Source organism: Blastococcus sp. TML/M2B (genome assembly GCF_016612865.1).
GTDB lineage: Bacteria > Actinomycetota > Actinomycetes > Mycobacteriales > Geodermatophilaceae > Blastococcus.
Map to the genome: position 1 here is coordinate 1799026 of NZ_JAENZZ010000002.1, position 22627 is coordinate 1821652.

Annotated in this window: 24 protein-coding genes and 4 tRNA genes; 18 read left to right on the forward strand and 10 right to left on the reverse strand. The window is 74.3% G+C overall.

The features are described from left to right. Positions 1-4: 4 nt before the first annotated feature. The 4 genes from JKP75_RS17250 to phaZ all read left to right on the forward strand — a co-directional run bounded on the left by JKP75_RS17250 (position 5) and on the right by phaZ (position 4967). Positions 5-1054 carry a YihY/virulence factor BrkB family protein gene (locus JKP75_RS17250; RefSeq protein WP_200490052.1) on the forward strand — a complete coding sequence of 350 codons (1050 nt, stop codon included), beginning with the start codon at positions 5-7 and terminating at the stop codon, positions 1052-1054. Between the two features lie 145 nt (positions 1055-1199). Continuing rightward, positions 1200-2381 (forward strand): acyl-CoA dehydrogenase family protein, encoded by a 1182-nt coding sequence (locus JKP75_RS17255; RefSeq protein ID WP_200490051.1) that lies wholly within the window; start codon positions 1200-1202, stop codon positions 2379-2381. 74 nt (positions 2382-2455) lie between these two features. After that, positions 2456-4159 carry an alpha/beta hydrolase gene (locus JKP75_RS17260; RefSeq protein ID WP_200490050.1) on the forward strand — a complete coding sequence of 568 codons (1704 nt, stop codon included), beginning with the start codon at positions 2456-2458 and terminating at the stop codon, positions 4157-4159. Next, positions 4143-4967, forward strand: coding sequence for a poly(3-hydroxyalkanoate) depolymerase (phaZ, locus tag JKP75_RS17265; RefSeq protein ID WP_200490049.1), 825 nt, complete (start codon positions 4143-4145; stop codon positions 4965-4967). Before JKP75_RS17260 ends, phaZ begins: the two co-directional genes overlap by 17 nt. Positions 4968-4977: 10 nt before the next feature. Here phaZ and JKP75_RS17270 read toward each other — a convergent pair whose 3' ends face one another. Continuing rightward, on the reverse strand, positions 4978-5883 hold the full coding sequence (locus JKP75_RS17270; RefSeq protein ID WP_309229936.1) for an ABC transporter substrate-binding protein: 906 nt from the start codon (positions 5881-5883) through the stop codon (positions 4978-4980). Between the two features lie 94 nt (positions 5884-5977). Here JKP75_RS17270 and JKP75_RS17275 point away from each other — a divergent pair, with 94 nt between their 5' ends. From JKP75_RS17275 to JKP75_RS17285, 3 genes are read left to right on the forward strand one after another with little or no spacing between them, the layout of a single operon-like run. Further along, positions 5978-7693: a phosphatase PAP2 family protein gene (locus tag JKP75_RS17275; protein ID WP_200493290.1), complete on the forward strand. Its 1716-nt coding sequence runs from the start codon at positions 5978-5980 to the stop codon at positions 7691-7693. Next, positions 7690-8262 (forward strand): hypothetical protein, encoded by a 573-nt coding sequence (locus tag JKP75_RS17280; protein ID WP_309229937.1) that lies wholly within the window; start codon positions 7690-7692, stop codon positions 8260-8262. The genes JKP75_RS17275 and JKP75_RS17280 overlap by 4 nt, the downstream gene beginning before the upstream one ends. Continuing rightward, the gene (locus tag JKP75_RS17285; RefSeq protein WP_200490048.1) at positions 8259-9338 is read left to right on the forward strand and encodes a YbhN family protein; all 1080 of its coding nucleotides are present in this window, start codon (positions 8259-8261) and stop codon (positions 9336-9338) included. The genes JKP75_RS17280 and JKP75_RS17285 overlap by 4 nt, the downstream gene beginning before the upstream one ends. Positions 9339-9347: 9 nt before the next feature. On the opposite strand, the gene JKP75_RS17290 is transcribed toward JKP75_RS17285, so the two are convergent. The 3 genes from JKP75_RS17290 to JKP75_RS17300 form a co-directional block, all read right to left on the reverse strand. Further along, a complete protein-coding gene (locus tag JKP75_RS17290) occupies positions 9348-9965 on the reverse strand; it encodes a hypothetical protein (RefSeq protein ID WP_200491436.1) in 618 nt (205 codons plus the stop codon). A gap of 296 nt (positions 9966-10261) precedes the next feature. Continuing rightward, complete coding sequence (locus JKP75_RS17295; RefSeq protein ID WP_200493293.1) at positions 10262-12892, reverse strand: bifunctional diguanylate cyclase/phosphodiesterase; 2631 nt, start codon at positions 12890-12892, stop codon at positions 10262-10264. Positions 12893-13263: 371 nt separating this feature from the next. After that, positions 13264-13464 carry a hypothetical protein gene (locus tag JKP75_RS17300; protein ID WP_200490047.1) on the reverse strand — a complete coding sequence of 67 codons (201 nt, stop codon included), beginning with the start codon at positions 13462-13464 and terminating at the stop codon, positions 13264-13266. A 220-nt stretch (positions 13465-13684) separates the two neighbouring features. Between JKP75_RS17300 and JKP75_RS17305 the strand changes: the two genes are divergently transcribed. Both JKP75_RS17305 and JKP75_RS17310 read left to right on the forward strand, forming a co-directional pair. After that, the gene (locus tag JKP75_RS17305) at positions 13685-13975 is read left to right on the forward strand and encodes a hypothetical protein (protein WP_200493294.1); all 291 of its coding nucleotides are present in this window, start codon (positions 13685-13687) and stop codon (positions 13973-13975) included. A gap of 4 nt (positions 13976-13979) precedes the next feature. Then, positions 13980-14231, forward strand: a complete 252-nt coding sequence (locus tag JKP75_RS17310) for a hypothetical protein (protein WP_200493295.1) — start codon at positions 13980-13982, stop codon at positions 14229-14231. Between the two features lie 9 nt (positions 14232-14240). On the opposite strand, the gene JKP75_RS17315 is transcribed toward JKP75_RS17310, so the two are convergent. Continuing rightward, positions 14241-14313, reverse strand: a tRNA-Lys gene (locus JKP75_RS17315). A gap of 316 nt (positions 14314-14629) precedes the next feature. Here JKP75_RS17315 and JKP75_RS17320 point away from each other — a divergent pair. After that, positions 14630-14836 (forward strand): hypothetical protein, encoded by a 207-nt coding sequence (locus JKP75_RS17320; RefSeq protein WP_200490045.1) that lies wholly within the window; start codon positions 14630-14632, stop codon positions 14834-14836. A gap of 105 nt (positions 14837-14941) precedes the next feature. Here JKP75_RS17320 and JKP75_RS17325 read toward each other — a convergent pair whose 3' ends face one another. Then, entirely contained in the window at positions 14942-15082 is a 141-nt protein-coding gene (locus JKP75_RS17325; protein WP_200490044.1) for a hypothetical protein, read from the reverse strand. A 212-nt stretch (positions 15083-15294) separates the two neighbouring features. After that, the gene (locus JKP75_RS17330) at positions 15295-16176 is read right to left on the reverse strand and encodes a Rieske (2Fe-2S) protein (protein WP_200490043.1); all 882 of its coding nucleotides are present in this window, start codon (positions 16174-16176) and stop codon (positions 15295-15297) included. A 182-nt stretch (positions 16177-16358) separates the two neighbouring features. Here JKP75_RS17330 and JKP75_RS17335 point away from each other — a divergent pair, with 182 nt between their 5' ends. From JKP75_RS17335 to JKP75_RS17360, 7 genes are all read left to right on the forward strand, one after another. Then, complete coding sequence (locus JKP75_RS17335; RefSeq protein WP_200490042.1) at positions 16359-16895, forward strand: GtrA family protein; 537 nt, start codon at positions 16359-16361, stop codon at positions 16893-16895. Between the two features lie 51 nt (positions 16896-16946). Next, positions 16947-17759: a hypothetical protein gene (locus tag JKP75_RS24135; RefSeq protein ID WP_309229938.1), complete on the forward strand. Its 813-nt coding sequence runs from the start codon at positions 16947-16949 to the stop codon at positions 17757-17759. Then, on the forward strand, positions 17707-18465 hold the full coding sequence (locus JKP75_RS21860) for a metallophosphoesterase (protein WP_309230019.1): 759 nt from the start codon (positions 17707-17709) through the stop codon (positions 18463-18465). Before JKP75_RS24135 ends, JKP75_RS21860 begins: the two co-directional genes overlap by 53 nt. A 23-nt stretch (positions 18466-18488) precedes the next feature. Beyond that, positions 18489-18824: a hypothetical protein gene (locus tag JKP75_RS17345; protein WP_200490041.1), complete on the forward strand. Its 336-nt coding sequence runs from the start codon at positions 18489-18491 to the stop codon at positions 18822-18824. An 87-nt stretch (positions 18825-18911) separates the two neighbouring features. Beyond that, positions 18912-18984 (forward strand) — tRNA-Glu (locus JKP75_RS17350). A 23-nt stretch (positions 18985-19007) separates the two neighbouring features. Next, positions 19008-19084, forward strand: a tRNA-Asp gene (locus JKP75_RS17355). A 22-nt stretch (positions 19085-19106) separates the two neighbouring features. Then, positions 19107-19180 (forward strand) — tRNA-Phe (locus JKP75_RS17360). Between the two features lie 43 nt (positions 19181-19223). Here JKP75_RS17360 and JKP75_RS17365 read toward each other — a convergent pair. Further along, on the reverse strand, positions 19224-20252 hold the full coding sequence (locus JKP75_RS17365) for a glycosyltransferase (protein ID WP_200491305.1): 1029 nt from the start codon (positions 20250-20252) through the stop codon (positions 19224-19226). Between the two features lie 166 nt (positions 20253-20418). Continuing rightward, a complete protein-coding gene (locus JKP75_RS17370) occupies positions 20419-21105 on the reverse strand; it encodes a phosphodiesterase (protein ID WP_200490040.1) in 687 nt (228 codons plus the stop codon). Positions 21106-21319: 214 nt separating this feature from the next. Here JKP75_RS17370 and JKP75_RS17375 point away from each other — a divergent pair, with 214 nt between their 5' ends. Beyond that, positions 21320-21571 (forward strand): hypothetical protein, encoded by a 252-nt coding sequence (locus tag JKP75_RS17375; RefSeq protein ID WP_309229939.1) that lies wholly within the window; start codon positions 21320-21322, stop codon positions 21569-21571. A gap of 58 nt (positions 21572-21629) precedes the next feature. On the opposite strand, the gene JKP75_RS17380 is transcribed toward JKP75_RS17375, so the two are convergent. Continuing rightward, positions 21630-22613, reverse strand: coding sequence for a phosphotriesterase (locus JKP75_RS17380; protein ID WP_200493296.1), 984 nt, complete (start codon positions 22611-22613; stop codon positions 21630-21632). Between the last annotated feature and the right edge of the window lie 14 nt (positions 22614-22627).

Here is a 22627-nt window from a genome sequence, read left to right on the forward strand (position 1 = left end):
CTCCATGACCCGACCCACCGGCTCGTCGAGCAACACGAGCAACTCCACCAGCGAGGCCCGCTTCGAGGGCAACACCGCCTCGGCCGACCCCGCGCCGGACAACGACAGGATCAGCGGGACACGGGCCGACTACGCCCCCGTCGGCGCCGATCCGAAGCCGACCACCGGCGGCACCCTCAAGCGGACCGCCAAGGAGTTCAGCGAGGACAACCTCACCGACTGGGCCGCCGCGCTCACCTACTACGGCGTCCTGGCGATGTTCCCCGCGCTGATCGCGCTGGTCTCGATCGTCGGCCTGCTCACCGACCCGCAGCAGCTCACCGACGCGCTCACCGAGGTCGTCCCCGCGGACGCCGCGGACACCCTCGACCCGGCCATCCAGCAGATCGCGGGCAACTCCGGCACCGCCGGGTTCGCGCTGGTGTTCGGTCTCGCCGCCGCCGTCTGGTCGGCGTCGGGCTACGTCGGCGCGTTCACCCGCGCCGCGAACGTCGTCTACGAGACGCCCGAGGGGCGCAAGGTCTGGAAGCTCAAGCCGCTCCAGCTGCTCATCACGCTCGTCGGCATCCTGTTCGCCGCCGTCATCCTGGCGCTGCTGGTGCTCAGCGGCCCCGTCGTCGACGCGATCGGCGAGGCCATCGGGGTCGGCGAGACCGGGCAGACGATCTGGAACATCGCGAAGTGGCCGGTCGTGCTGGTCGTGCTCGCGCTGATGATCGCCGTCCTCTACTACTCGACGCCGAACGTGAAGCTGCGCGGCTTCAAGTGGGTCAGCCCCGGCGCCGGCGTGGCGATCCTGGTCGCGATCGTGGCCTCGGCCGCGTTCGCGTTCTACGTCGCCAACTTCGGCAGCTACAACAAGACCTACGGCGCCCTCGCCGGCGTCGTGATCTTCCTGATCTGGTTCTGGCTGATCAACGTGTCGCTGCTGTTCGGCATCGAGCTCGACGCGGAGATCGAGCGGACCAAGGAGCTGAAGGAGGGCGTCCCGAGGGCCGAGAAGGAGATCCAGCTCGACGCCCGCGCCAACCCGAAGGACAAGCAGACGACCTGACGGACGTCGTCACCCCCCGTCGAGGGCGGGGAATCGGGGCTCCCGGCAGCGGTCCGGAGCCCCGGTTCCCCGCCCTCGCGCGTTCGAGACGTTGATCTTGGGTAGGGGGCAGCGACGACCCACGACTGCAGGAGGCACGACCCCCATGAGCGACGCCCCGCCGGTGACCTCGGACTTCTACGACCTCGAGGCGCTGCTGACCGACGACGAGCGGGCGCTGCTGCACCGCGTGCGGGCCTTCATGGACGAGCAGGTCGAGCCGATCATCAACGGGTACTGGACCCGCGGCGAGTTCCCGCACGAGCTCGTCCCGGGCCTGGCCGAGCTGGGCATCGCCGGCAACCCGTACACCGGCTACGGCTGCCCGGGCCGCTCGTCGCTGTTCGACGGCATGGTCGCGATGGAGCTCTCCCGGGGCGACGCCTCCATCTCCACCTTCATGGGCGTGCACGGCGGGCTGGCCATGGGCTCGATCTACCTGTGCGGCTCCGAGGAGCAGAAGGAGCGCTGGCTACCGGCGATGGCGCGCATGGAGCTCATCGGCGCCTTCGGCCTCACCGAGCCCGAGGCCGGCTCCGACATCGCCCGCGGCGCGCAGACCACCTGCCGGCGCGAGGGCGACACCTGGGTGCTCAACGGCCAGAAGAAGTGGATCGGCAACGCCAGCTTCGCCGACCTGATCATCATCTGGGCCAAGGACGAGGAGTCCGAGCAGGTGCTCGGCTTCGTCGTCGAGAAGGGGACGCCGGGCTTCACCGCCGTCGACCTCGAGGACAAGATCGCGCTGCGGGTGGTGCAGAACGCGCTGATCACCCTCGAGGACGTGCGGGTGCCGGAGGAGAACCGGCTGCAGGAGGCGAACAGCTTCCGCGACACCGCCAAGGTGCTGAAGATGACCCGCGCCGGCGTCGCGTGGTCCTCGGTCGGCTGCTCGCGGGGCGCCTACGAGCACGCGCTGCGGTACGCCACCGAGCGCGAGCAGTTCGGCCAGCCGATCGCGGAGTTCCAGCTGGTGCAGGACCTGCTGGTGCGGATGCTCGGCAACATCACCGCCTCGGCGGCCATGTGCGCCCGGCTCTCCCAGCTCCAGGACGACGACACGATGACCGACGAGCAGGCGTCGCTGGCCAAGGCGTTCTGCACGATGCGGATGCGCGAGACGGTCGGCTACGCCCGGGAGCTGATGGGCGGCAACGGCATCCTGCTGGAGAACCACGTGGGCCGGTTCGCCGCCGACGCCGAGGCGATCTACTCCTACGAGGGCACCCGCGAGGTGAACACGCTGATCGTCGGACGGGCGGTCACGGGGACCAGCGCGATCGTCTGACCTGCGTCCCCTGCCCCGCGCCGGGAGGTGTGCTTCAGTGAACTGGATCACACCCCCGGCGCAGAGGAGCGAGCATGGCGACGACGGCGCAGTCCGAGGTCCCCGAGGGGGCGGCCGATGCCGCGATGGGCCTGGACATGGTGCTGGTGGACGCCGCCCGCGGGCCGCTGCGCCGGCTCGTCCCGCCCGCCGGGACGGCGCTGCGCTTCGGCGCCGCCCTCGCCCGCCAGCCCGGCAGCGTGGCCCGCCGCAGCGCCGAGCTGGCCCGCGAGCTGGGCCTGATCACCCTCGGCCGCTCGGAGCTCGCGCCCGGGCGCAAGGACAAGCGGTTCGCCGACCCCGCCTGGTCGGGCAACCCGCTGCTGCGCCGGGCGATGCAGACCCACCTGGCCACGGCGCGGGCGACCTGGGAGCTGATCGAGGACGCCGACCTGGACTGGCAGGACGACGAGCGGATCCGCTTCACCGCCACCAACCTGGTCGACGCCCTCGCGCCGTCCAACGTGCCGGTGCTCAACCCGCTGGGCTGGAAGGCGCTGATCGACACCGGCGGCAAGAACGTCGTCCGCGGCCTGCGGCGGATGGCCACCGACCTCGCCGCCCCGCCGCGGGTGCCCTCCATGGTGGAGCCCGACGCGTTCACCGTCGGCGAGGACCTCGCGGTGACGCCGGGCGTCGTCGTCTTCCGCACCGACGTCTTCGAGCTGATCCGCTACCGGCCGACGACGGAGACCGTGCGCGAGGTGCCGCTGCTCATGGTGCCGCCGACGATCAACAAGTACTACATCGCCGACCTCGCGCCCGGCCGGAGCATCGTCGAGCACTACGTGGCCGCCGGCCACCAGGTGTTCATGATCTCCTGGCGGAACCCGGACGAGCGGCACGCCGACTGGGGCCTGGACACCTACGGGCAGGCGCTGCTCGACGCCATGGACGCCGTCGAGCAGGCCTCGGGCAACGGGCGGGTGGCCCTCCAGGCGTTCTGCTCCGGCGGCATCATCACCGCGATGGTGCTGGCCCACCTGGCGGCCACCGGCCGGCAGGACCGGGTGAGCGCGGCCAGCTTCGCCGTCACCGTGCTGGACTGGGCGCGGGCGGGCACGGTCTCGGCGCTCATGGACGAGGAGTCGGTGCGGGCGGCGACCGAGCGCTCGCAGCAGAAGGGCTACCTCGACGGGGCGCAGCTGGCCGAGGTGTTCGCCTGGCTGCGCCCCAACGACCTGATCTGGAACTACTGGGTCAACAACTACCTGCAGGGCAAGCCGCCGCCGAACTTCGACATCCTGTTCTGGAACGCCGACACGACCCGCATGAGCGCGGGGCTGCACCGCGACTTCATCGACGTCGCGCTGGGCAACTCCCTCACCGATCCGGGGACGGCGACGATGCTCGGCAGCCCCGTCGACCTGTCCTCGGTCACCGTCGACACCTACGTCACGGCGGGCATCGCCGACCACCTGTGCCCGTGGCAGGCCTGCTACCGCAGCACCCAGCTGCTGGGCGGGGAGAGCCGGTTCATCCTCTCGACCAGCGGGCACATCGCCTCGCTGGTGAACCCGCCGGGCAACCCGAAGTCCACCTTCCAGGTCGCCGACGAGACCCCGCCGGACCCCGAGAAGTGGCTGGCCTCCGCCCGTACGGAGAAGGGCTCGTGGTGGCCGGACTTCACCGCCTGGCTGGACGAGCGGACCGGGAAGCAGGTGCCGGCGCCGACCGACCTGGCCGGCGGCCTGCAGGTGCTCGGCGAGGCGCCCGGGACCTATGTCTTCGACAAGTAGCCGCGAGCGGGTCCGGTCGGTCACCGTCGGCGGCCGGACGCTGCGCACGGCGGTGCGACCCGGCACCGACGACGACGTCCCGCCGCTGCTGCTGATGAACGGGATCGGCGCGAGCCTCGAGGTGCTGCAGCCTTTCGTCGACGCGCTGGACCCGCGGCGCACGGTGATCCGGTTCGACGTGCCGGGCGTCGGCGGGTCGCCGCCCCCGGTCGTGCCGTACACACTGGCCACCTTCGGCCCGGTCGTGGGCGGGATGCTGACCCGGCTCGGGTTCCCCGGCGCCGTCGACGTCCTCGGGCTCTCCTGGGGCGGCGGCCTGGCCCAGCACTTCGCCGCCCAGCACCGGCGCCGGTGCCGACGGCTCGTCCTCACCGCCACGGGGACCGGCTCGCTCATGGTGCCGGCCCACCCGCGGGTGCTCGGCCGGATGCTCACCCCGCGCCGGCACCGCGACCCCGGCTACGCCCGACGCATCGCCGGGGACATCTACGGCGGCACCATGCGGGCCGATCCGGAGCGCGCCGCCGTCGCGCTGCACGCCGCCACCCGGCTGGGGCCGCGGCGCGGCTACTACTTCCAGCTGGCCGCCAGCACCGGCTGGAGCAGCCTGCCGTTCCTCCAGCTCATCCGGCAGCCGACCCTCGTGCTGGCCGGCGACGACGACCCGATCGTGCCGGTGGTCAACGCGCGCATCATGGCCCGCCTGCTGCCGCGCGCCCGGCTGCACGTCTACCGCGGCGGGCACATCGCGCTGGTCACCGAGGCAGGCGAGCTCGCGCCCGTGGTGGAGGAGTTCCTGGACGCCTGACGCGGGGCCCTCAGTGGGTGTCCCACCAGGCGGCCGCCGCCTCCGCCGGGCTGGCGCCGTCCAGCTCCACCGCCCGGTTGAGCTCGACGAGCTGGTCGGTGGTGAGCCGCGCGCTGGTCTCCTCCAGCGCCGCGCGCAGCGGCTCACCCCAGCGCCGCGCCACGTCGGCACGCACCATCGGGACGACGTTCTCCCGGGGCTGGAGCGCGCGGTCGTCGGCGAGCAGCGTGACCGGGGCGACGGCGAGCCGGGCGTCGGTCGTCTCCAGCATCCCCACCTGGACCTGCCCGGACAGCAGCGCCTCCAGCGTCGCCCCGCGGGTCGGCATGGTGAGCACGGTGCCGAACCGCAGGCCGTAGACCCGTTCCAGGCCGAGCAGGCAGAACGGCCGGTCGGGGCACTCGGGCGGGCCGCCGAAGGCCAGCTCGGGCGCCAGCGGCAGGAGGTCGGACAGCCGCCGCACGCCGTGCTGGGCGGCGAAGGCGCGGGTGACGACGAAGCCGTTCTGGTCCTCCGCCGCCGACGGCGTGAGCACCTGGACGCCGCGGCCGCCCATCGTGCGGGCGAGCACCGCGTGCATCTCCTCGGGGCCCACCGGCGGGTCGGTGAACTCCGGCCGGGCGAACGCCAGCGCCGTCCCCAGGTAGTCGACGACGACGTCGACGACGCCCTGCTGCAGCGCGGGTGAGACCACCTCGCGGGTGCCGATGCCGTGCGTGACGGAGACCGGCAGCCCCTGCCGGCGGACCGCCTCGGCGTAGACCTCGACGAGGATCTGGTTCTCGGCGAAGTCGTAGGAGGCGAACCGGACCGTGCCGTCGTCCGCAGCGGGCTCGGCGACCGGCCCACCGCAGCCGGCGGCCACCAGCAGCAGCGCGGCGAGCAGCGACCGCAGCACCGCCGTCCCTGCCCGCACCGCGTCACCTCCGCCCGGGGTGGGACCACCGTAGGACGACCGCGGGACGAAAGGGGATGGTCGCGGCGCGGCTCGGGGGGCACCATTCCCCGGCATGGCGTCCGTGCCCCAGGCGCTGCCTCCGAGGGCCACGGCGGGTCCGGCCGTGCGGCCGGGACCGCCGGCCATCGCGCGCGTCCGCCGCCGGCGCCGGCCCTCGGGTGAGCCGCCCGCGCTGCCCCGGCAGCTGCGCGCCTCGGGCAAGTGGTGGCTCGGCCTCAGCGCGGCGGTCGTGGTCGCCTGGGCGGTCGTCGTCCTGACCGGGACGATCCGCTACTTCGACGTCGCCGACACCCGCGTGCTCCAGGCGTTCGCCGAGCTGCGCACCCCGGTGCTCACCGACGTCGCGGAGGTGGCCGGGCTGCTGGCCACCGAGCGGGCCCTGCACGCCATGTGGCTGGGCAACCTCGTCCTGCTCGTGGCGTTCCGCCGCTGGCGGCACCTGTTCGTCTGGTTCGGCGTCGTCCTCGTCGTGGTCAACGTCGCCGCCGTCATGGCGACGACGCTGCAGCGGCCGCGTCCCTTCGAGGTGGAGCTGCTCGGCTCCTGGTCGGGCTTCTCGATGCCGTCGCTGCCGGTGACCGTGCTGGCGGCGTTCCTAGTGAGCACCGTCTACGCGCTGGTCCCGCCCGGCCGCCTGCGCACGATCGGCAAGTGGGTGGTCTGCGGGCTGCTGGTGCTCACCGCGCTGTCCCGGCTGTACCTCGCCCAGGACCACCCCTCCGGGATCGTGGCCGGCGCGGTGCTGGGGGTCGCCGCGCCCCTGGCCGCGTTCCGGCTGCTCACGCCGAACTCGGTCTACCCGGTGCGCTACAGCCGCGGCCGCCCGGCGCACCTGGACGTGAGCGGCGAGCGGGGCGACGCGATCGTCCGCGCGCTGCAGGACCAGCTGGGTCTGCTGGCCACCCACGTGACGCCGTTCGGGCTGGCCGGCTCGGGCGGCTCGACGCCGCTGCGGATCACCGTGAAGACGCACTCCAGCTCACCGGCCGGGGAGAGCTACGTCTTCGGCAAGCTCTACGCGATCACGCACGTGCGCTCGGACCGCTGGTACAAGCTCGGCCGCACGCTGCTCTACGGCCGGCTCGAGGACGAGAAGCCGTTCCACAGCGTCCGCCGGCTGGTGCAGTACGAGGACTACATCCTGCGGCTGTTCTGGGAGGCCTCGCTGCCGGTGCCGCACCCGCTGGGCATCGTGGAGATCACCCCGGAACGCGAGTACCTGCTGGTCACCGAGTTCATCAACGGCGCGCAGGAGGCCGGCGAGGCGGAGATCGACGAGTCGGTCATCGACCAGGGGCTGGCCGCGGTCCGCCGGATGTGGGACATCGGCATGGCCCACCGCGACATCAAGCCGGCCAACCTGCTGGTGCGCGACGGCGACCTGTTCCTCATCGACTCGGCCTTCGCCGAGGTGCGGCCCAGCCCGTGGCGGCAGGCGGTCGACCTGGCCAACATGATGCTGGTCCTGGCGCTGCGCACCGACGCGGAGCGGGTCTACGCCCGTGCCCGGCGGCAGTTCAGCGACGAGGAGATCGCCGAGGCCTTCGCCGCCACCCGCGGCCTGACCATGCCCACCCAGCTGCGCCGGATGCTGCGCCAGCAGGGCCGCGACCTGCACGGCGACTTCCTGCGGCTGCTGCCCTTCCGGCTGCCCCCGGTGCACATCCAGCGGTGGACCTGGCGGCGGTTCGGTCTCACCGTCGTCACCGTCGCCGCGGCCGGGGTCGCCGCCGTCGTCACCGTCGGTCTGCTCGGGTCCCCGCTGTGACCCGCCGCCGGGCCCTGCTCGCCGGGCTGCTGCTCGCCCCGGCGCTGCTGTCCGGCTGCGTGCGCCCGGTGGTGCTGGACTCCGAGGTGGTCGCCTGCCGCGAGGGCGAGGAGGGCAACCCGGCCAACGGCGTGGTCCTGCTGGCCCAGTCGGTGCCGACGGCGACCTGGGTGCCGTGCCTGGAGGTCATCCCCCTCGGCTGGGGCGTCTCCGGCCTGGAGGCGACCGACGAGCAGGCGCGGTTCTGGCTCGACTCGGACCGCGACGGCAACCGCGCGGTGGAGATCCGGCTCGACGAGAGCTGCGACACCACGGGCGCGACCCGCATCCCCAGCGACCGCGAGGCGATGCAGCGCTGGGAGCGCGTCGTCCAGGTGACGCCGCGGTACGAGGGCACCCGCTTCTACACGTTCGACGGCGGCTGCATCAGCGTGCTGTTCCGGCTCTCCGGGGACAACCGCGCCGAGCCGCTCGGGTTCGCCACCTCGGGCCTGGGCGCCGTCCCGCGGGACGCCGTCCGCGAGGCCGTGCGCGAGCAGACCGACGGCCGGCTGGAGCTCGACCCGTGACCGGCGTCGGGCGGGTACCGCGCCCGAGCGGCCGCCGGGTGCTGGGCGGGGTGCTCTCCCTGGCCCTCGTCGGCGGCGTCTTCGTCTGGTTCCTGCCCCAGTTCACCAGCATCTCCGCCGTCTGGACGTCCGTGCGGGACATGACCTGGGTGGAGCTGACCGTGCTCTGCCTGGCCGCGGCCTGGAACCTCGCGACCTACCAGTTCGTCATGGTCGCGACCACGCCCGGGCTGCGGCTGCGGCAGTCGCTGGTCTCGACCCAGACGACGACGGCGGTCTCGAACACCGTCATCGGGGGCGCGGCGATAGCGCTGGGCCTGACCTACGCGATGAACACGTCGTGGGGGTTCTCCCGCTCCCGCACGTCGGTCTCGCTGCTGGTCTCGGGGCTGTGGAACAACTTCGTCAAGCTCGGCCTGCCGGTGCTGGCCCTGGCGCTGCTGGCGCTGAGCTCGCCGCCCTCGGCCGGGCGGATCACCGCCGGCCTGCTCGGCCTGGCCGGGCTGGCCGTCGCCGTCGTCCTGCTGGGGGCGCTGCTGCGCAGCCGCGAGGGCGCCGAGCGGATCGGCCTCGCCGCCGGGCGGATCGCCTCGGCGCTGCGCCGCCCGTTCGGCCGGAGCCCGGTCACCGGCTGGGAGCGGGCGACGACGAAGTTCCGGGCCCGGACGGCGCTGCTGCTGCGGGCCCGCTGGCACTGGATCACGCTGGCGACGCTGGTCAGCCACCTGTCGCTCTACCTGGTGCTGCTGCTGGCGCTGCGCTTCGTGGGGGTGACCGGCGACGAGGTGAGCGCGGTCGAGGTGCTGGCGGTGTTCGCCTTCGCGCGGCTGCTGACCGCCGTCCCGTTCACCCCCGGCGGGCTGGGCGTCATCGAGCTGGCGCTGATCACCGGCCTGTCCGCCGCCGGCGGGCCGCGGGCGCTGGTCGCCGCCGCCGTGCTGGTGTTCCGCGCCCTGACCTACGTGCTGCCCATCCCCGTGGGCCTGGGCACCTACCTGTTCTGGCGGCACAACCGCTCCTGGCGGCGGGAACCCAACAGCGCGCCGCGCACCGAGCTGGTGCCGGAATCGGTGTGAGCCGGCCGGTCACTCCTCCCGGCGGACGACGACGGCGGCGCCCCACGCCTCGGGCTCGAGGCCGCGGGCGGCGAGGACGTCGGCCAGCGCCCGGTTCATCGCCATCTGGACAGCGGCGTCCGCGGCCGTGCCGTGCACCTGGTCCACGCTCATCCGGTCGTGCTGGCGCCAGGCGACGACGACGCCGTCGAGGTCCGGGGTCGGGGTGAGGCAGGCGCCGCCGAGCGTCCCGCCCGCGCCGGTGGCGTCGTGCAGCGGCAGACCGGCCTCGGCCAGCGCCGCGGTCACCTCGACCAGGAGGGTGGTGAGCGGGTCCTCCTCGGTGAGCAGGGGACGCCAGTCGTCGGGCAGCCGGTCGAGCTGCGCGGTCAGGTGGTCCAGCCAGGCCCACTCCTGCGGGGAGGGGCGGCGGCGCAGCGACCCGTCGGCGCGGCGGATGCCGTAGGCCGGGCGCGCGGCGGCGCCGTCGGCCAGGGCCGCGGCCGACCAGCCCGCCTCGGCGCGCTCGGGGAAGGGGCCCGCGACCACCCGTCCCGGCGCGTCGTCCGGTCCGCTGACCAGCCACCACGCCTCGACGCCGGTGTCCTCGACGACTCCGCTGCCCGGCAGCCCACCCAGAACGCTCATCGTTGTCCATCCATCCATGGCAGACCCGCCCCGGGGGAAGAGGGACGGGCACCGCGTCGCCGGCCGTGGCGTCGCGATGGCAGAACGGTAGGTGCCGGAACCGGTCCGCGGGGGCCGCGCCGACGCGCGTGGGGAGCCGTGTGGCCGGATCGTTGCGCGAGCCGCCGCGGCGGCCGGTGACCCGCCGTCCGGAGCGGCCACTTGTCGACAGCGACACGCTCGTCCGAGCGTGGCGCGGGCCTGATGACCTGCGGTGACCCCGGGAGGAGGGCTCCGCGGCGGCGCGTCCCCGCGGGTCAGGTGGTGGCGGTCCCGGCGGTCTCGGCGGTCTCGGCGCGGCGCAGCAGGGCACCGGCCTCGGGCGCCCGCAGCGGGCGGTGGAGCAGGTAGCCCTGCGCCTGGTCGCAGTTCTGCTCCCGGAGCCGCGCCAGCTGGTCGGGCTCCTCCACGCCCTCGGCGACGACGGTCAGCCCGAAGGTGTGCGCCGCGCGGATCATCAGCGCCACGAGGTCCCGCTGGGCGGGGTCGGTGGACGCCACGAAGCTGCGGTCGATCTTGAGCGTGTCGACCGGCATGTCCCGGAGCTGGCCGATCGAGGTGTAGCCGGTGCCGAAGTCGTCGATGGCGATGCGGACGCCCATGGCGCGGAGCGCGCCGAGGTGGTCGTAGGCGAGCGGGTCGTCGACCAGCACGGTCTCGGTGACCTCGACCGTGAGCAGCTCGGCGGGCAACCCGGAGGCGGCCAGCGCGTCGGCGACGTCGGTGAGCACGCGGGGGTCGGCGAGGTGCCGGCCGGAGATGTTGACCGCCACCGTCGGGGCGGGCTCGCCGGAGGCGGTCGGGAACTGCGCGCGCCACTGCGCGAGCTGGCGGGTGGCCTCGTGCAGCATCCAGCGGTCGACGTCGCCGATGAGCCGGGAGCTCTCGGCGACCGGGATGAACTCGTCCGGCGGGACGGGGCCGACGCCCGGCCGCTCCCAGCGGATGAGCGCCTCGTAGCCGGTGAGCCGGCCGGTCGCGACGTGGACGACCGGCTGGTAGGCCACCTGCATCTCGCCCTCGACGAGGGCGGAGGCGATCGCCGCCTCGAGCTCGGCACGGGCCTTGAGCTGCAGGCGCAGGGTCTCGTCGAACACCTCGGCACGGCCGCGGCCCGATGCCTTGGCGCGGTAGGCGGCGGTGTCGGCCTCGGCGAACAGCGCGTCGGCGTCGGTGCCGCCGTCCCGGCTGACGGCGACGCCGACGCTGGCACCGATCCGGACCCGCGCGCGGTCGACCGCGACCTTCTCGCTGACCGCCGCGATGAGGCGGTGGGCCAGCTCGACCAGGTCGTGCTCGCTGCGGACGGGCTCCACGAGGACGACGAACTCGTCGCCACCGAGGCGGCAGACGACGTCGCCGGGGCGGACGGCCGCGCCGAGCCGGCGGGCGACGGCGCGCAGCACCTCGTCGCCGGCCGCGTGGCCGTGGCCGTCGTTGACCGCCTTGAAGCCGTCCAGGTCGACGAAGAGCAGGCCGGTCATCTCGCCGGAGCGCCGGCCGCGGTGCAGGGCGGCGGTCACGAGGGTGACGGCCTGGGCGCGGTTGGGCAGCCCGGTGAGCGCGTCGTGGGTCGCCTGGTGGGCGAGGGCGAACTGCAGCTCCTCGCGCTGGCGGACCGCGTGCACGATCTGCTGCACGGACGCGTGCACGACCTCGCCGAGCGGGCCGGGGAGCGACTGCTCGAGCAAGGCGTTGTCCAGGTCACCACGGGCCACGGCCTGCGCCTGGTCCTGGATGCGGCGGAGCCCGGCGACGGCGGAGCCGAGGGCGGCGGAGACGGTGCGCACCTCGCGCGGGCCGTCGACCTCGACCTCGACCAGCGAGCCCTCGCTGATCTCGGTCGCCTGCCCGGCCAGCAGCCGGAGGGCGCGGGCCACGCTGCGGCCGAGGACCAGCGCGCCGACCAGGGAGCCGACGAGCACCACCGCCCCGAGGACGACGATGAGGTGCAGCGCGTCGCCGGCGCGCTCGCGGTCGGCGGCCACCAGGCTCCGGGCCTCGACGACGGCGGAGTCCACGAGGTCGGCGAGCAGGGCGCTGCGCTCCGCCGTGCCCGACAGCAGCGCCAGGATGTCCTGGACGCGGACCTCGAGCGGGGTCGCGCTCCCCGGGGTGACGCCGAGGGGGCTGCCGCCCGCGAAGACCGTCCCGACCCGGGTGACGGCCTCCACCGACTGCAGCTCCTGCCACTGGTCGCGGAGCTCCTCCTGCGAGAGCAGCTCCATCTCCCGCTCCGCGTCGGTATAGTCCAGCCAGGCCGTCTGCCAGGCGGTGCGCGAGCCGATCAGGCTGCTGTCGCCGGTGGTGAACACCGACCCGAGGTAGAGCGCTACCTGCCGGCTCGCCACCTGGGTCAGGTTCGAGATGGTCTGGACGTCGCGGATGGCGCGCGTGGTGGCGGCCGGCACCCCTTCGGACGTGGCGAGCTGCGCCGTGGCGCGCTGGGCGTTCATGAGGTCGTTGGACACCGTGAGGAAGCGGAAGTACTCCTCCTCGACGCCCATCCCGCCGGCGTCGGCATCGGCCCGCAGCGCCGCGAGGTCGGCCGCCGAACGGCGCGCCGCGGCAGCAGCCGACGAGCCCGCCGGGATCCGGGCGAGGGCGTCGTCGGTCTGCCGGCGGAGCTGCGCGGTCTGCGCGGTGGCGACGGTGCGCTGGGTCTCGAGCAGCGACTCCGGGATGCTCAGGCCGAGGAGGATCTCCGGGCTCTGGATCACCAGGAGCGACAGCGCGGGGACGAGCTCCAGCTCGGCGCTGCGGCGGGCCTCGTCGAGCAGGGCGAGGGTCCGCACGGCGTCCTCGGCGCGTCGCGCGCTGGAGGCCTCGGCGGCGCGGGCCTGCGCCGCGGCCGTGGCCAGGACGACGACGCCGATCAGGGGGAGCACGACGAGGGCCGTCAGGTAACGCCGCAGTGGCGCGCCACGACGGCGGGCCCGCTTCGTCGCCCGGAGGATTCGCACACTTCCGTATCGGCTCCGTCCGGAAACCCTTGAGCACCGATCCCACCCCGTCGAGGGGGCCGGCGGGCCGACGGACAGGCAACTCCCAGGTCGGGAGGTGGGAACTGTCAGACCCGTCCGGGACGGTGTCGGCATACCGCAGGACCGAGGAGAGTTGAGACCGACATGCCCGATCGCTCAGGCGCCGTCCACCCGACCGTCCCCGGCCCCCGGCTGCCCGGGCGGCTGCGCATCCGCCGCGAGCTCGTGCTGCCGCCGGAGCCGCGCCGCCCCCGCGACTGATCGACGGTCGGCGGCTACCGCTGGTTCTGCCGCCGGGCGACCACGACGAGGCCGACCAGCACGAGGGCAAGCGGCGCCCAGCCCGGCAGCCCGAACGGCCCGAGGACGAGCTCGGCGACGAAGATCAGCAGCTGGAACGCGAGGAAGATGCCGACGAACAGCACCACCAGGAACAGGATGGGGCTCTCGGACTGCAGCCGGCGCATGAAGTCCATCGGTTCTCCTCGGTCGTCCTGTCGCGGTGCGGGCAGCACCCACTCTCCCAGCATCGGCCGCCGGCAGCCGACGTGAACCCGGGAGCCCGCGCCGATCCCGGGCGCCTGGCCGGCCTGCGGCCCAGCACGTCCGGTGCGGCACGACCTACGTTGGGCGGATGCCGGCCCAGCACGAGAACTCGATGACCCACCGCACCGCACCCCCGGGCACCACCACCTCGTGACCGAGCCGACCGAGATCAGCGTCCTGGAAGCCGCTGCGCTGCTCGACGTGTCGAAGGGCTCCGCGGCCAAGCTGCTCAGCACCGGCCTGCTGGGTGGTTCGCCGGCACGCGGGAGCCGACGCATGGCCTCGCTCGATGCCGTCCGGGAGCTGCAGCAGCGGCCCGAGGTCGCGCCCGGAGCTCCCCCGGCCTTCGTCGTGCGCATCGGCGAGCCGAAGTACACCTCGGAGACGTGGCGCGAAGGGGCGGGCTGGGCGGTCGCCTGGTCCCCGACCGCGCAGGCCTAACGGTGTGCGCGGCGACTGGGTCGTCGACCCCGCGCCCGTCCTGGAGGCGGGGATCCTCGTCGCCGTGGTCGGCAACTTCGTGGCCGCGGCCTACGCCGTCACCGGTCTGGAGACCCGGTACCCGGACCCGGTCAGCGGACGGACGCGAGCGCGCTTCCTCGTCGCCGAGGACGAGGAGCTCACGGCGCCCTTCGCCGGCCACCGCTGGACGCTGGGGCCGGGCTGGACGACCGCGGTCATCGGAGCCGACAGCTAGTTCGAGACGTGGGCCCCGTGGGGATCGAACCCACAACCCGCGGATTAAAAGTCCGCTGCTCTGCCAGTTGAGCTAGAGGCCCGAGGCGCGGCGACGACGTCCTGGGGGACTCGCCGCGCCTCGTCGATCGAGGCCCCGTGCGCCTGGATCGAGCTCATCCTGCCATCGGCCGCGTCGCCGGACGGGGTGGCCGGAGTTCCGCCGCGGCGCGAACCGGGAACTAGCGTTCGCGGCATGGTCCTCGGACTGATCGAGCTGGCGCTGGTCCTCGGCGTGCTCGCCCTCCTCGGGACCGTCGGCTGGTCGCTCTGGACCGCCTCCGGCAGAACGCCGGGGCCACCGCGCTGCCCGCCCGGCAGCGCGCCCAGCTCGCCGCCGCCGTCGCCGAGGCGCGCTGGGTGCCCGCCCACGACGAGGTCGACGGCACGACCCGCGTCCTCGTCCGGCGCACCTACACGGGGCTGGACGGACTCCCGGCGGTCCTCGACGAGCGCGTGCTGGAGACCTTCCCGGCGCAGGACCCCGCCTGGGAGGCCCGGTTCACCGAGGCGATGTCGAAGGCACGGTTCCGCTGCGCCTACCTGAACGCCGAGGAGGCGCCGTGACGCTCTCCGGCCGGGAGCGGCGGGCCACGTGCTCGCGCACCTGCGGGGCGGATCGGGAGCGCGAACCGGCTCCCCTACCGGGTTCCGGAAGGGCACGTGCCGGCATCACAGGACGTCGAAGGCGACGAGCAGGACCAGCGTGAGCAGCGCGGACAGTGCCAGGGAACCGAGGCAGCCCAGCCGGCTGGAGAAGAGGAGGAACATCCCCGACCCGTGCCCGACCGGGCGGTCGGCGAACCTCCTCACCCGTCGACGGTGAGCTTTCCGTCACCATGGCGTCCGCTATTGCACCCGTTCAGGGGATGCCGGAGCGCGGCGCCGGTTACGTAGGGTCATCACTGCCCCGCCTGGTGCCTGCGCCCGGGTGGCCGATGACCCCGGCCCGGCCGACCCGTTCCCCCCGGGCCGGCCGGGCCGGCTCTCGTTCCGGCGCCCCTGCCCGGTTCAGCGGTGCCGGTTCAGCGGTTGCGGCCGTGCACCCGGGCCATCACGCGCCCGGCCTGCATGCGCACCTCGAGCTTCTCCTGCGGGTTGGCCGCCGGCCCGCGTCGCGGCTCGCCGTTGTCCAGGTCGAAGGCCGAGCCGTGCCACGGGCAGACCAGGCACTGCGACCCGCCCACCTCCTCGACCGTCCCCTCCTGCAGGGGGCCGGCCGAGTGGGAGCAGGCACCGACGAAGACGTCGACCGTGGTGCCCCGGCGCACCACGGCCAGGGGCACGTCCGCCGCGCCGCCGCTGCCCGTGCGCAGTGCCGGACGACCCTCGGGGAAGTCGTCGAGGGGACCGAGGTCCAGCCAGTCCTTCGACAGGGCGCGCACCGCCGTCGCCGCGTGCGAGGCCCCCGAGGACTGCGCGTAGGACATGTGCCCGCCGATCGCCGCCGATCCGCCGGCGATCGCCAGCCCGCTGTAGGAGAGCACCCGCCCGAGGACGCCGCGGTCGCTCCGCCGCGCCGCCAGCGACCCCACGTAGAGGCCGAGCGCGACGCTGTTGAGGACGGCGTGCAGCGCGCCCAGCCGGCGCACGCCGGTGTCCTGCTCCGCCCAGTCCGCCGCACCGGACGCCGCCGCCGGGACCGCCGCGGCCACCCCGGCACCGATGAGCACCGTGGCCGCCGGCCGCAGCCGGGGGACGGCGTCGAGCAGCCCCGCGGAGATCCAGCTGCCCACGGGCACCTGCACGAGGATCGGGTGCACCGGGTGCCCGATCCACGTGCCGTGGAGGGCGTCCTTGAGCGCCGCCGGCCGGAGCGCACCCTGCACCGCGCGGCGGGCCGGCTCGATCGCCTTGTCGAACGTCGCGACGTCGGCGACCCGGTCCAGGAACCCCAGAAGACTCATGTGAGGGCTGCTACCCGGACCGATCGGCGTCGACTCCCCGGTCACGAGCCGGTCTCTTCCGGGTGCATCGCGGGGAATGCGGCAGCTTCTGCCACCTGTTACCGGCATGCTGACCTGTGACAACGAGCGGCGCGAGGAGGATCGTCGGTCGCACCGCCCGAACGAGCCCTGGAAGGATCCCCGTGACCCGCCCGTCCCTGCTGCGCCGCCGCGTCCCCGGACGCGACGACGCCGGGAGCCAGGTCACGCAGCAGGTTCCGGAGCAGGTCGCAGCGCCGGCCCCCTGGACCGTCCGGCTCGCCGAGCGGCTGCGGCAGGACGACACCCTCGCCCAGTTCGCCCGGTTCGTGCTCGTCGGCGGCTCGACGACGCTGGTCTACGCGCTGCTGTTCATCCCGTTCCAGGGCCTGGGCTACCTGGCCGCGCACCTCATCGCCACCGTCGCCTCCACGGTGCTGGCCAACGAGATGCACCGTCGGCTCACCTTCCACGCCGAGGACCGGGTGGGCTGGTTCACCGCCCAGTGGGAGGCCAGCACCGTGGCCGCGCTCGGATTGCTCGCCACCAGCGCCACGCTCGGCTGGATCGACACCACGACCGCCGAGGGCGACGTCTGGCTGCAGATCACCGCCGTGGTCACCGTGACGGCGCTGATCGGCCTCATGCGGTTCATCGCGCTGGGCTGGATCTTCCGCTCCCCCGCACCCGACCGGGTCTGAGCTCCACCGCCGACCCGTCGCGCGGGCCCGTTCCTCACTAGCCTGGTCGGGGTGACCGAGGCCGAGTCCGCTCCCTCCCCGTGGCGCCGCCGCGGGCGCCGGGCCGGGCTGTGGCTCGCACGGATCGGCCTGGCCCTCGTCGGCGCGCTCGTCGCCGTCCTGCTGTTCGCCCGCATCTCGGCCCCCATCGGCCCGTTCGACGCCACGCTGGCCGTGCGCCCGGGCTCCGGTGGCGCCGAGGTCGCCGTCCCGCCGCTGGGCTCGCTCGCCGTCGACGTCTTCGACGGCCCGCTGCGCCTGGACGTCCAGCTGCAGAGCGTCGATCAGGTCCGCGCGCAGGAGCTGGCGAACGACCCCGTGCGGCTGGCCGGCGTCGTCGACCGGGTCACCGCCGACCTGCAGGGCGCGGTCGTGAAGCTGCTCGTCATCACCGTCGTCGTGGCGCTGCTCGGCGCCGCCCTGGTCTCCTGGCTCGTGCTGCGGCGCCGCCGCGAGCCGCTGATCGCCGCCGGGCTCACCGGCGCGCTGCTGCTGGGCATCGGCGGGGTCGGCGCGACCACGTGGCGGCCGGAGGCCGATGTCCGCCCCGACCTACACCGGGCTGCTGGTCAACGCGAACAGCCTGATCGGCAACGCGCAGGACATCGTGGCCCGCTTCGACGCCTACCGCGCCTCGCTCGAGGACCTCGTCGCCAACGTCGGCTCGCTGTACAGCACGCTGTCGTCCCTGCCGCCGCCCGGCGCGGCCGACGAGACCGTCGCCCTGCTGCACGTCTCCGACCTGCACCTCAACCCCGCCGGCTTCGACCTCGTGGCGCAGGTCGTCAGCCAGTTCCAGGTCGACGGCGTCCTCGACACCGGTGACATCACCGACTGGGGCAGCCCGCCGGAGAACCAGCTCATCTCCTCCGTCGGCACCCTCGGCGTGCCCTACGTGTTCATCCGCGGCAACCACGACTCCGCCACCACCGCGGAACTGATCGCCGCGCAGCCGAACACCACGGTCCTCGACGACTCCGCCACCGAGATCGACGGCATCTCGATCGTCGGGGCAAAGGACCCGCGGTTCACCCCCGACAAGAGCACCGGTGACGACGACGCCCCGCTCGAGGTGCTGACCCGCTCCGGCGAGCGGCTGGCCGAGCTGGTCGACTCGCTCGACGAGGCCCCCGACGTGGCGCTCGTGCACGACCCCAAGCAGGCCCCGCCCCTGGAGGGTCTCGTGCCGCTCGTCCTCGCGGGCCACACGCACGACCGGAAGGTCACCGAGCTCGACGACGGCGGCCTGCTCATGGTGCAGGGCTCCACCGGCGGCTCGGGGCTGCGGGCGCTGCAGGGCGAGTACCCGGAGCCCCTCACCTGCACGGTCCTCTACTTCGCCGCGGGCACCGGGCGGCTCCAGGCCTACGACGAGATCACCCTGGGCGGGCTGGGCGAGTCCGAGGTGACCATCCAGCGCACCGTCGTCCCCCTGCCGACCCCCGCCGACGGCGCGGACGACGGCGCCGACGACGCCGGGTCCGTCGGTCCCGGTGGCTCCGACGGCAGCCCGGCGTCCCCGCCCGGATGACCGCGCGGCCCTACCCTTCCCCCATGCCCGCGACGACGACGCCCCGTGCCCGCCTGGCCGCCGGCCTGCTCGCCGGAGGCCTGGGCCTCGGCGCCCTGGCCGGCTGCACGTTCGGCTCGGAGAACGTGTCGTGCTCGCCGCGCTCGTGCACGGTCACCCTCGAGGGCACCGACGCGGAGGTGAACATCCTCGGCACCACGCTGCGGTTCGGCGGAACCGAGGGCGGCCGCGCCTCGCTGGGCGTCGGCTCGGCCAGCGTCTCCTGCGCCGAGGGCGAGAGCGTCTCGGCCGGGAGTCTGGTCCTCGAGTGCTCGTCGGTGGGCGAGGACCGCGTCGAGCTGACCGCCTCCCTGGGCTGACCGGGCCGCCGGATGCACCCCTCCGCCGACCCTGTGCAGGAGCGCCCGATGCGGCATGTATTGTTTCGTCTGCCCCCGGCAGAACGAGCCCTCATCGTCTAGTGGTCCAGGACGCCGCCCTTTCAAGGCGGTAGCACGGGTTCGAACCCCGTTGGGGGCACCGCACGACAGCAGTACACGCAAGGCCCTGTAGCGCAGTTGGTTAGCGCGCCGCCCTGTCACGGCGGAGGTCGCGGGTTCGAGTCCCGTCAGGGTCGCCACCCGGTGCGCGAGCACCGGGAGGGGCAGGTAGCTCAGTTGGTACGAGCGCTCGCCTGAAAAGTGAGAGGTCGGCGGTTCGACCCCGCCCCTGCCCACCCTCTTCTCTTCCCCCGCCGCCACGTCATCGGCCGCGGGACCTCACACCCAGCTGCGGTCCGCCGCCACCTGGGCGTACACCTCCGCGTGCACCCGCCGGACGGCGTCGCGCTGCTCCTCCCGCCACGCCCGGTCCGCCGGCCGCGGCATCGGCCGGGTCAGCGCGGCGGAGACCGCGGCGGTCAGCGACACCGGGTCCAGCCCGTCGATCTCGTCATTGGCGTAGGTGACGACCTCCGACCACTGGTCGGCGAAGAAGCCGCAGCTCGGCGCCACCACGCGGGTGCCGACGTCGCGGCACACCTCGAGGTCGCGCGAGTGCGTGCCGCAGCGCTCCGGCAGCACCGCCACGTGCAGCTCCTGCAACCGGGCGGCCAGCTCCTCGGGACCGAACTCGACGAGCTCCAGCTCGCCGCCCCCCGCCATCGCGCGCACGCCCTCGTCGACCTCCGAGCCGGCCGGCACGAGCACCCGCAGCCGGCCACCGCCGGACACCGCGCCCGACCCGGCGGCGCGGGCCACCGCGGCCGGGTCCGGGACGGCCGTGGACGCCGCCCCCAGCCGCACGCCGACCAGCCCCCGCTCCGAGCCGAGCTCAGGGTCGTGGACCGCCAGCGACGGGTGCGCGAGCACGATCGAGGTCCGCCCGTAGCGGTCGGCGATCTCGTCGGCCGCCGACGGCGTGAGCGTCAGCACCACCTCCGCCGTCCCCAGGACCGCGGCCAGGTGCGCGTCGTGCCGCGCGCGGACGCCCTGGGTGGCGTCGCGCAGCTGGTGCACGGTGACGACGAGCGGAACGCCCAGCCGCTGCACTGTCTCCGCCCAGTGCTCGAGCTCGCGGACGCCGAGGTGGCCGTACCCGGTGTGCAGGTGCAGGACGTCGACGTCACCGGCGTGGTCGGTCAGGTAGGCCTCGTCCAGCCAGCGGCTCGGCTCGCCCGGTTCCCCCACGCGCACGGCTCCGTCCGGCAGCACGGCGTCGACGTACCGGTCGCGGAACGGCACGCTGGCGACGCGGAGCACGGTCGACGGGCCACCGGGCGGCGCGCCCGGGGCGGGTTCTGCGGACATCACGGGCGGGGATCTGCTCCTCGGGCGGTCGAGCGCTGCGTCGACCGGTGGGCTCGACGGCAGGGCCCCTGCCAGGGTCTCCGGCGGGGCGGCTTCTCCCCCTACCCTGCCACCCCGGTACCAATCCGTGACCAACTCCATCGGGTGAGCGGACGGATCCGTCCCGTCAGGGCCCCTGGCGGGCGGCCTGGGCGGCGGCGTACGCCGGCGCGCGGAAGCGGGCCAGCGGGCCGTCGGGCACCAGCCCCGGCGGCGGGTGGCGGACGGCGTCGAACCGCAGCTCGGGGTCCAGCGGGCGGACCGGCTCGCCGAGGGCGAGCCGGGCGAACGGGCGCCAGGCCTCCCGGCCCCGCGCCGCGGCGAGCACGAAGGCCAGCGGCTCCCGGCGGACGGCCGCGGCGACCGGTCCGGGATCGGAGGGCACCCCGCGGGTGGTGGGCAGCGCCGCGAGGCGCAGGGGCCCGGCGGGCGAGCGGTAGGCCATGATCGAGCAGTAGGCCGCGGCGGCGTCCCGGCGCAGCGCCGGCACCACCCGGGTCAGCCGGCCGCTCCCGGTGCTCGACAGCAGCAGGTCGACCGGCGGCCCGCCCTCGCCCCCGAGGCGGACGGCGAGACCGAGGAGGTCCGGCCACGGCTCGGGGAGCCCGGCGCCGCGGGAGAGCCGGACGACGACGTCATCCCGCCCCGGGGTGTCGAGGAACGGCACGCCCCACGGGGGCTCGCCGCCCTGCCGCTCCAGGACGGCGTCGAACACCGCACCCCGCGGGTGCATGGGCTTGCCGGAGCGCCACCGCGCCACCGCGGCGAGCGGCACGGCCACCAGCCGACCCGCTCCGCGCGACAGGTCCGCCACGTCCCCTCCTCCCGCCGGGCGCTCCCTACCCGCCCGCGGCCGGACCACGCAGCGCGGCGTTCCCCGGCCGCGGTGCACCCGCTACGGTGGCCCGGCGGTGCTCCGGCAGCCGTTGTGCACACCTGTGTGACGGGCGGGACGACGACCGAGGTCGCGGGGCGAATAGTGCGCAACGAGGGACTCATCTTCGGCGGAAAGTGACCGCCGTTCTCCGGTGACACGGACCGATCCGCACCACTACTTTCTGTTCATGCTCTCGACGCTCCTGGTTCTCGGCGGTGTCCTCGTGGGGCTGCTCGTGCTGCTCGCGGTCATCGTCAGCCTCAGCGCCCGCCCGGCCACCGTCGTGCGCCCCGCCGCGCCCAGCCGCGGCGAGAGCTGGGTCGCCCAGGCCGGGCGGCCGCACCCCGATGCGTGGACGCCCATGGCCGGCGCCTCGACCAGCGAGCTGCCCGCCGCCCGCTGATCCCCCTCGACTCCGGCGTCCCGGCGGCTGCGGTCAGCGCGCCGCCGGGACGATCCGGTCAGCCGGCGGCGCCCTCGAAGTAGCGCCGCGGGTTGGTCACCAGCATCGCCTCGATCTGCGCGTCGGTGACCCCGTGCTCGCGCAGGTACGGCAGCACCTCCTCGTGGATGTGCGTGTAGTGCCACTGCGGCATCAGCGCCAGGACACCCGGGTCGATCCAGTCGATGTAGCAGGACGCGTCCTGGGAGAGCACCATCCGCTCGGCGTAGCCCCGGCGGCACATCTCCACCACGGTGTCCGCCCGCGCCTCGAACGTCGTGGCCAGGTTGATCCCGAACCGGTCCATGCCGAGCACGAAGCCGGCGTCGGCCAGTGCGCTCAGGTGGTCGACGTCGGTGCTGTCCCCGCTGTGCCCGAGCACGACGTTCCCCGGGTCCACGCCCTCCTCGCCGAACACCCGCTGGACGTCCAGCCCGGTGCGGGTGCCCGGGTGGGTGTGCACCGTGATCGGCGCGCCGGTGCGGAGGTGCGCCTTCGCGACCGCCCGCATCACCCGCTCGACCCCGCGGGTGAGGCCCGGCTCGTCGATCGCGCACTTGAGGAACGCCGCGCGCACCCCCGTGCCGGCGATCCCCTCCTCGATGTCACGCACGAACATGTCGACCATCGGGTCGGGCACCTCGGCGCCGACCGCCGCGTTCAGGGCCGGCCCGCGGTGGTGGAAGAAGAACGGCACGTCGTCGTAGGTGTAGCAACCGGTGGCCACGACGATGTTCACGTCCACCTGCTCGGCGACCCGCTGGATGCGCGGGATGTAGCGGCCCAGCCCGATCACCGTCGGATCGACGATGGTCCGCACGCCGAGGGCGGGCAGCGCCTGCAGCTTCGCGACGGCGTCGGCGACCCGCTCCTCCTCGCTGCCCCACTCCTCGGGGTAGTTCTGCTGCACGTCGGCGGTGAGGGTGAAGACGTGCTCGTGCATCAGCGTCTGGCCGAGCTCGGCGGTGTCGACGGGGCCTCGGACGGTCTGGACCTGCGGCACGGGTTCCTCCTGGG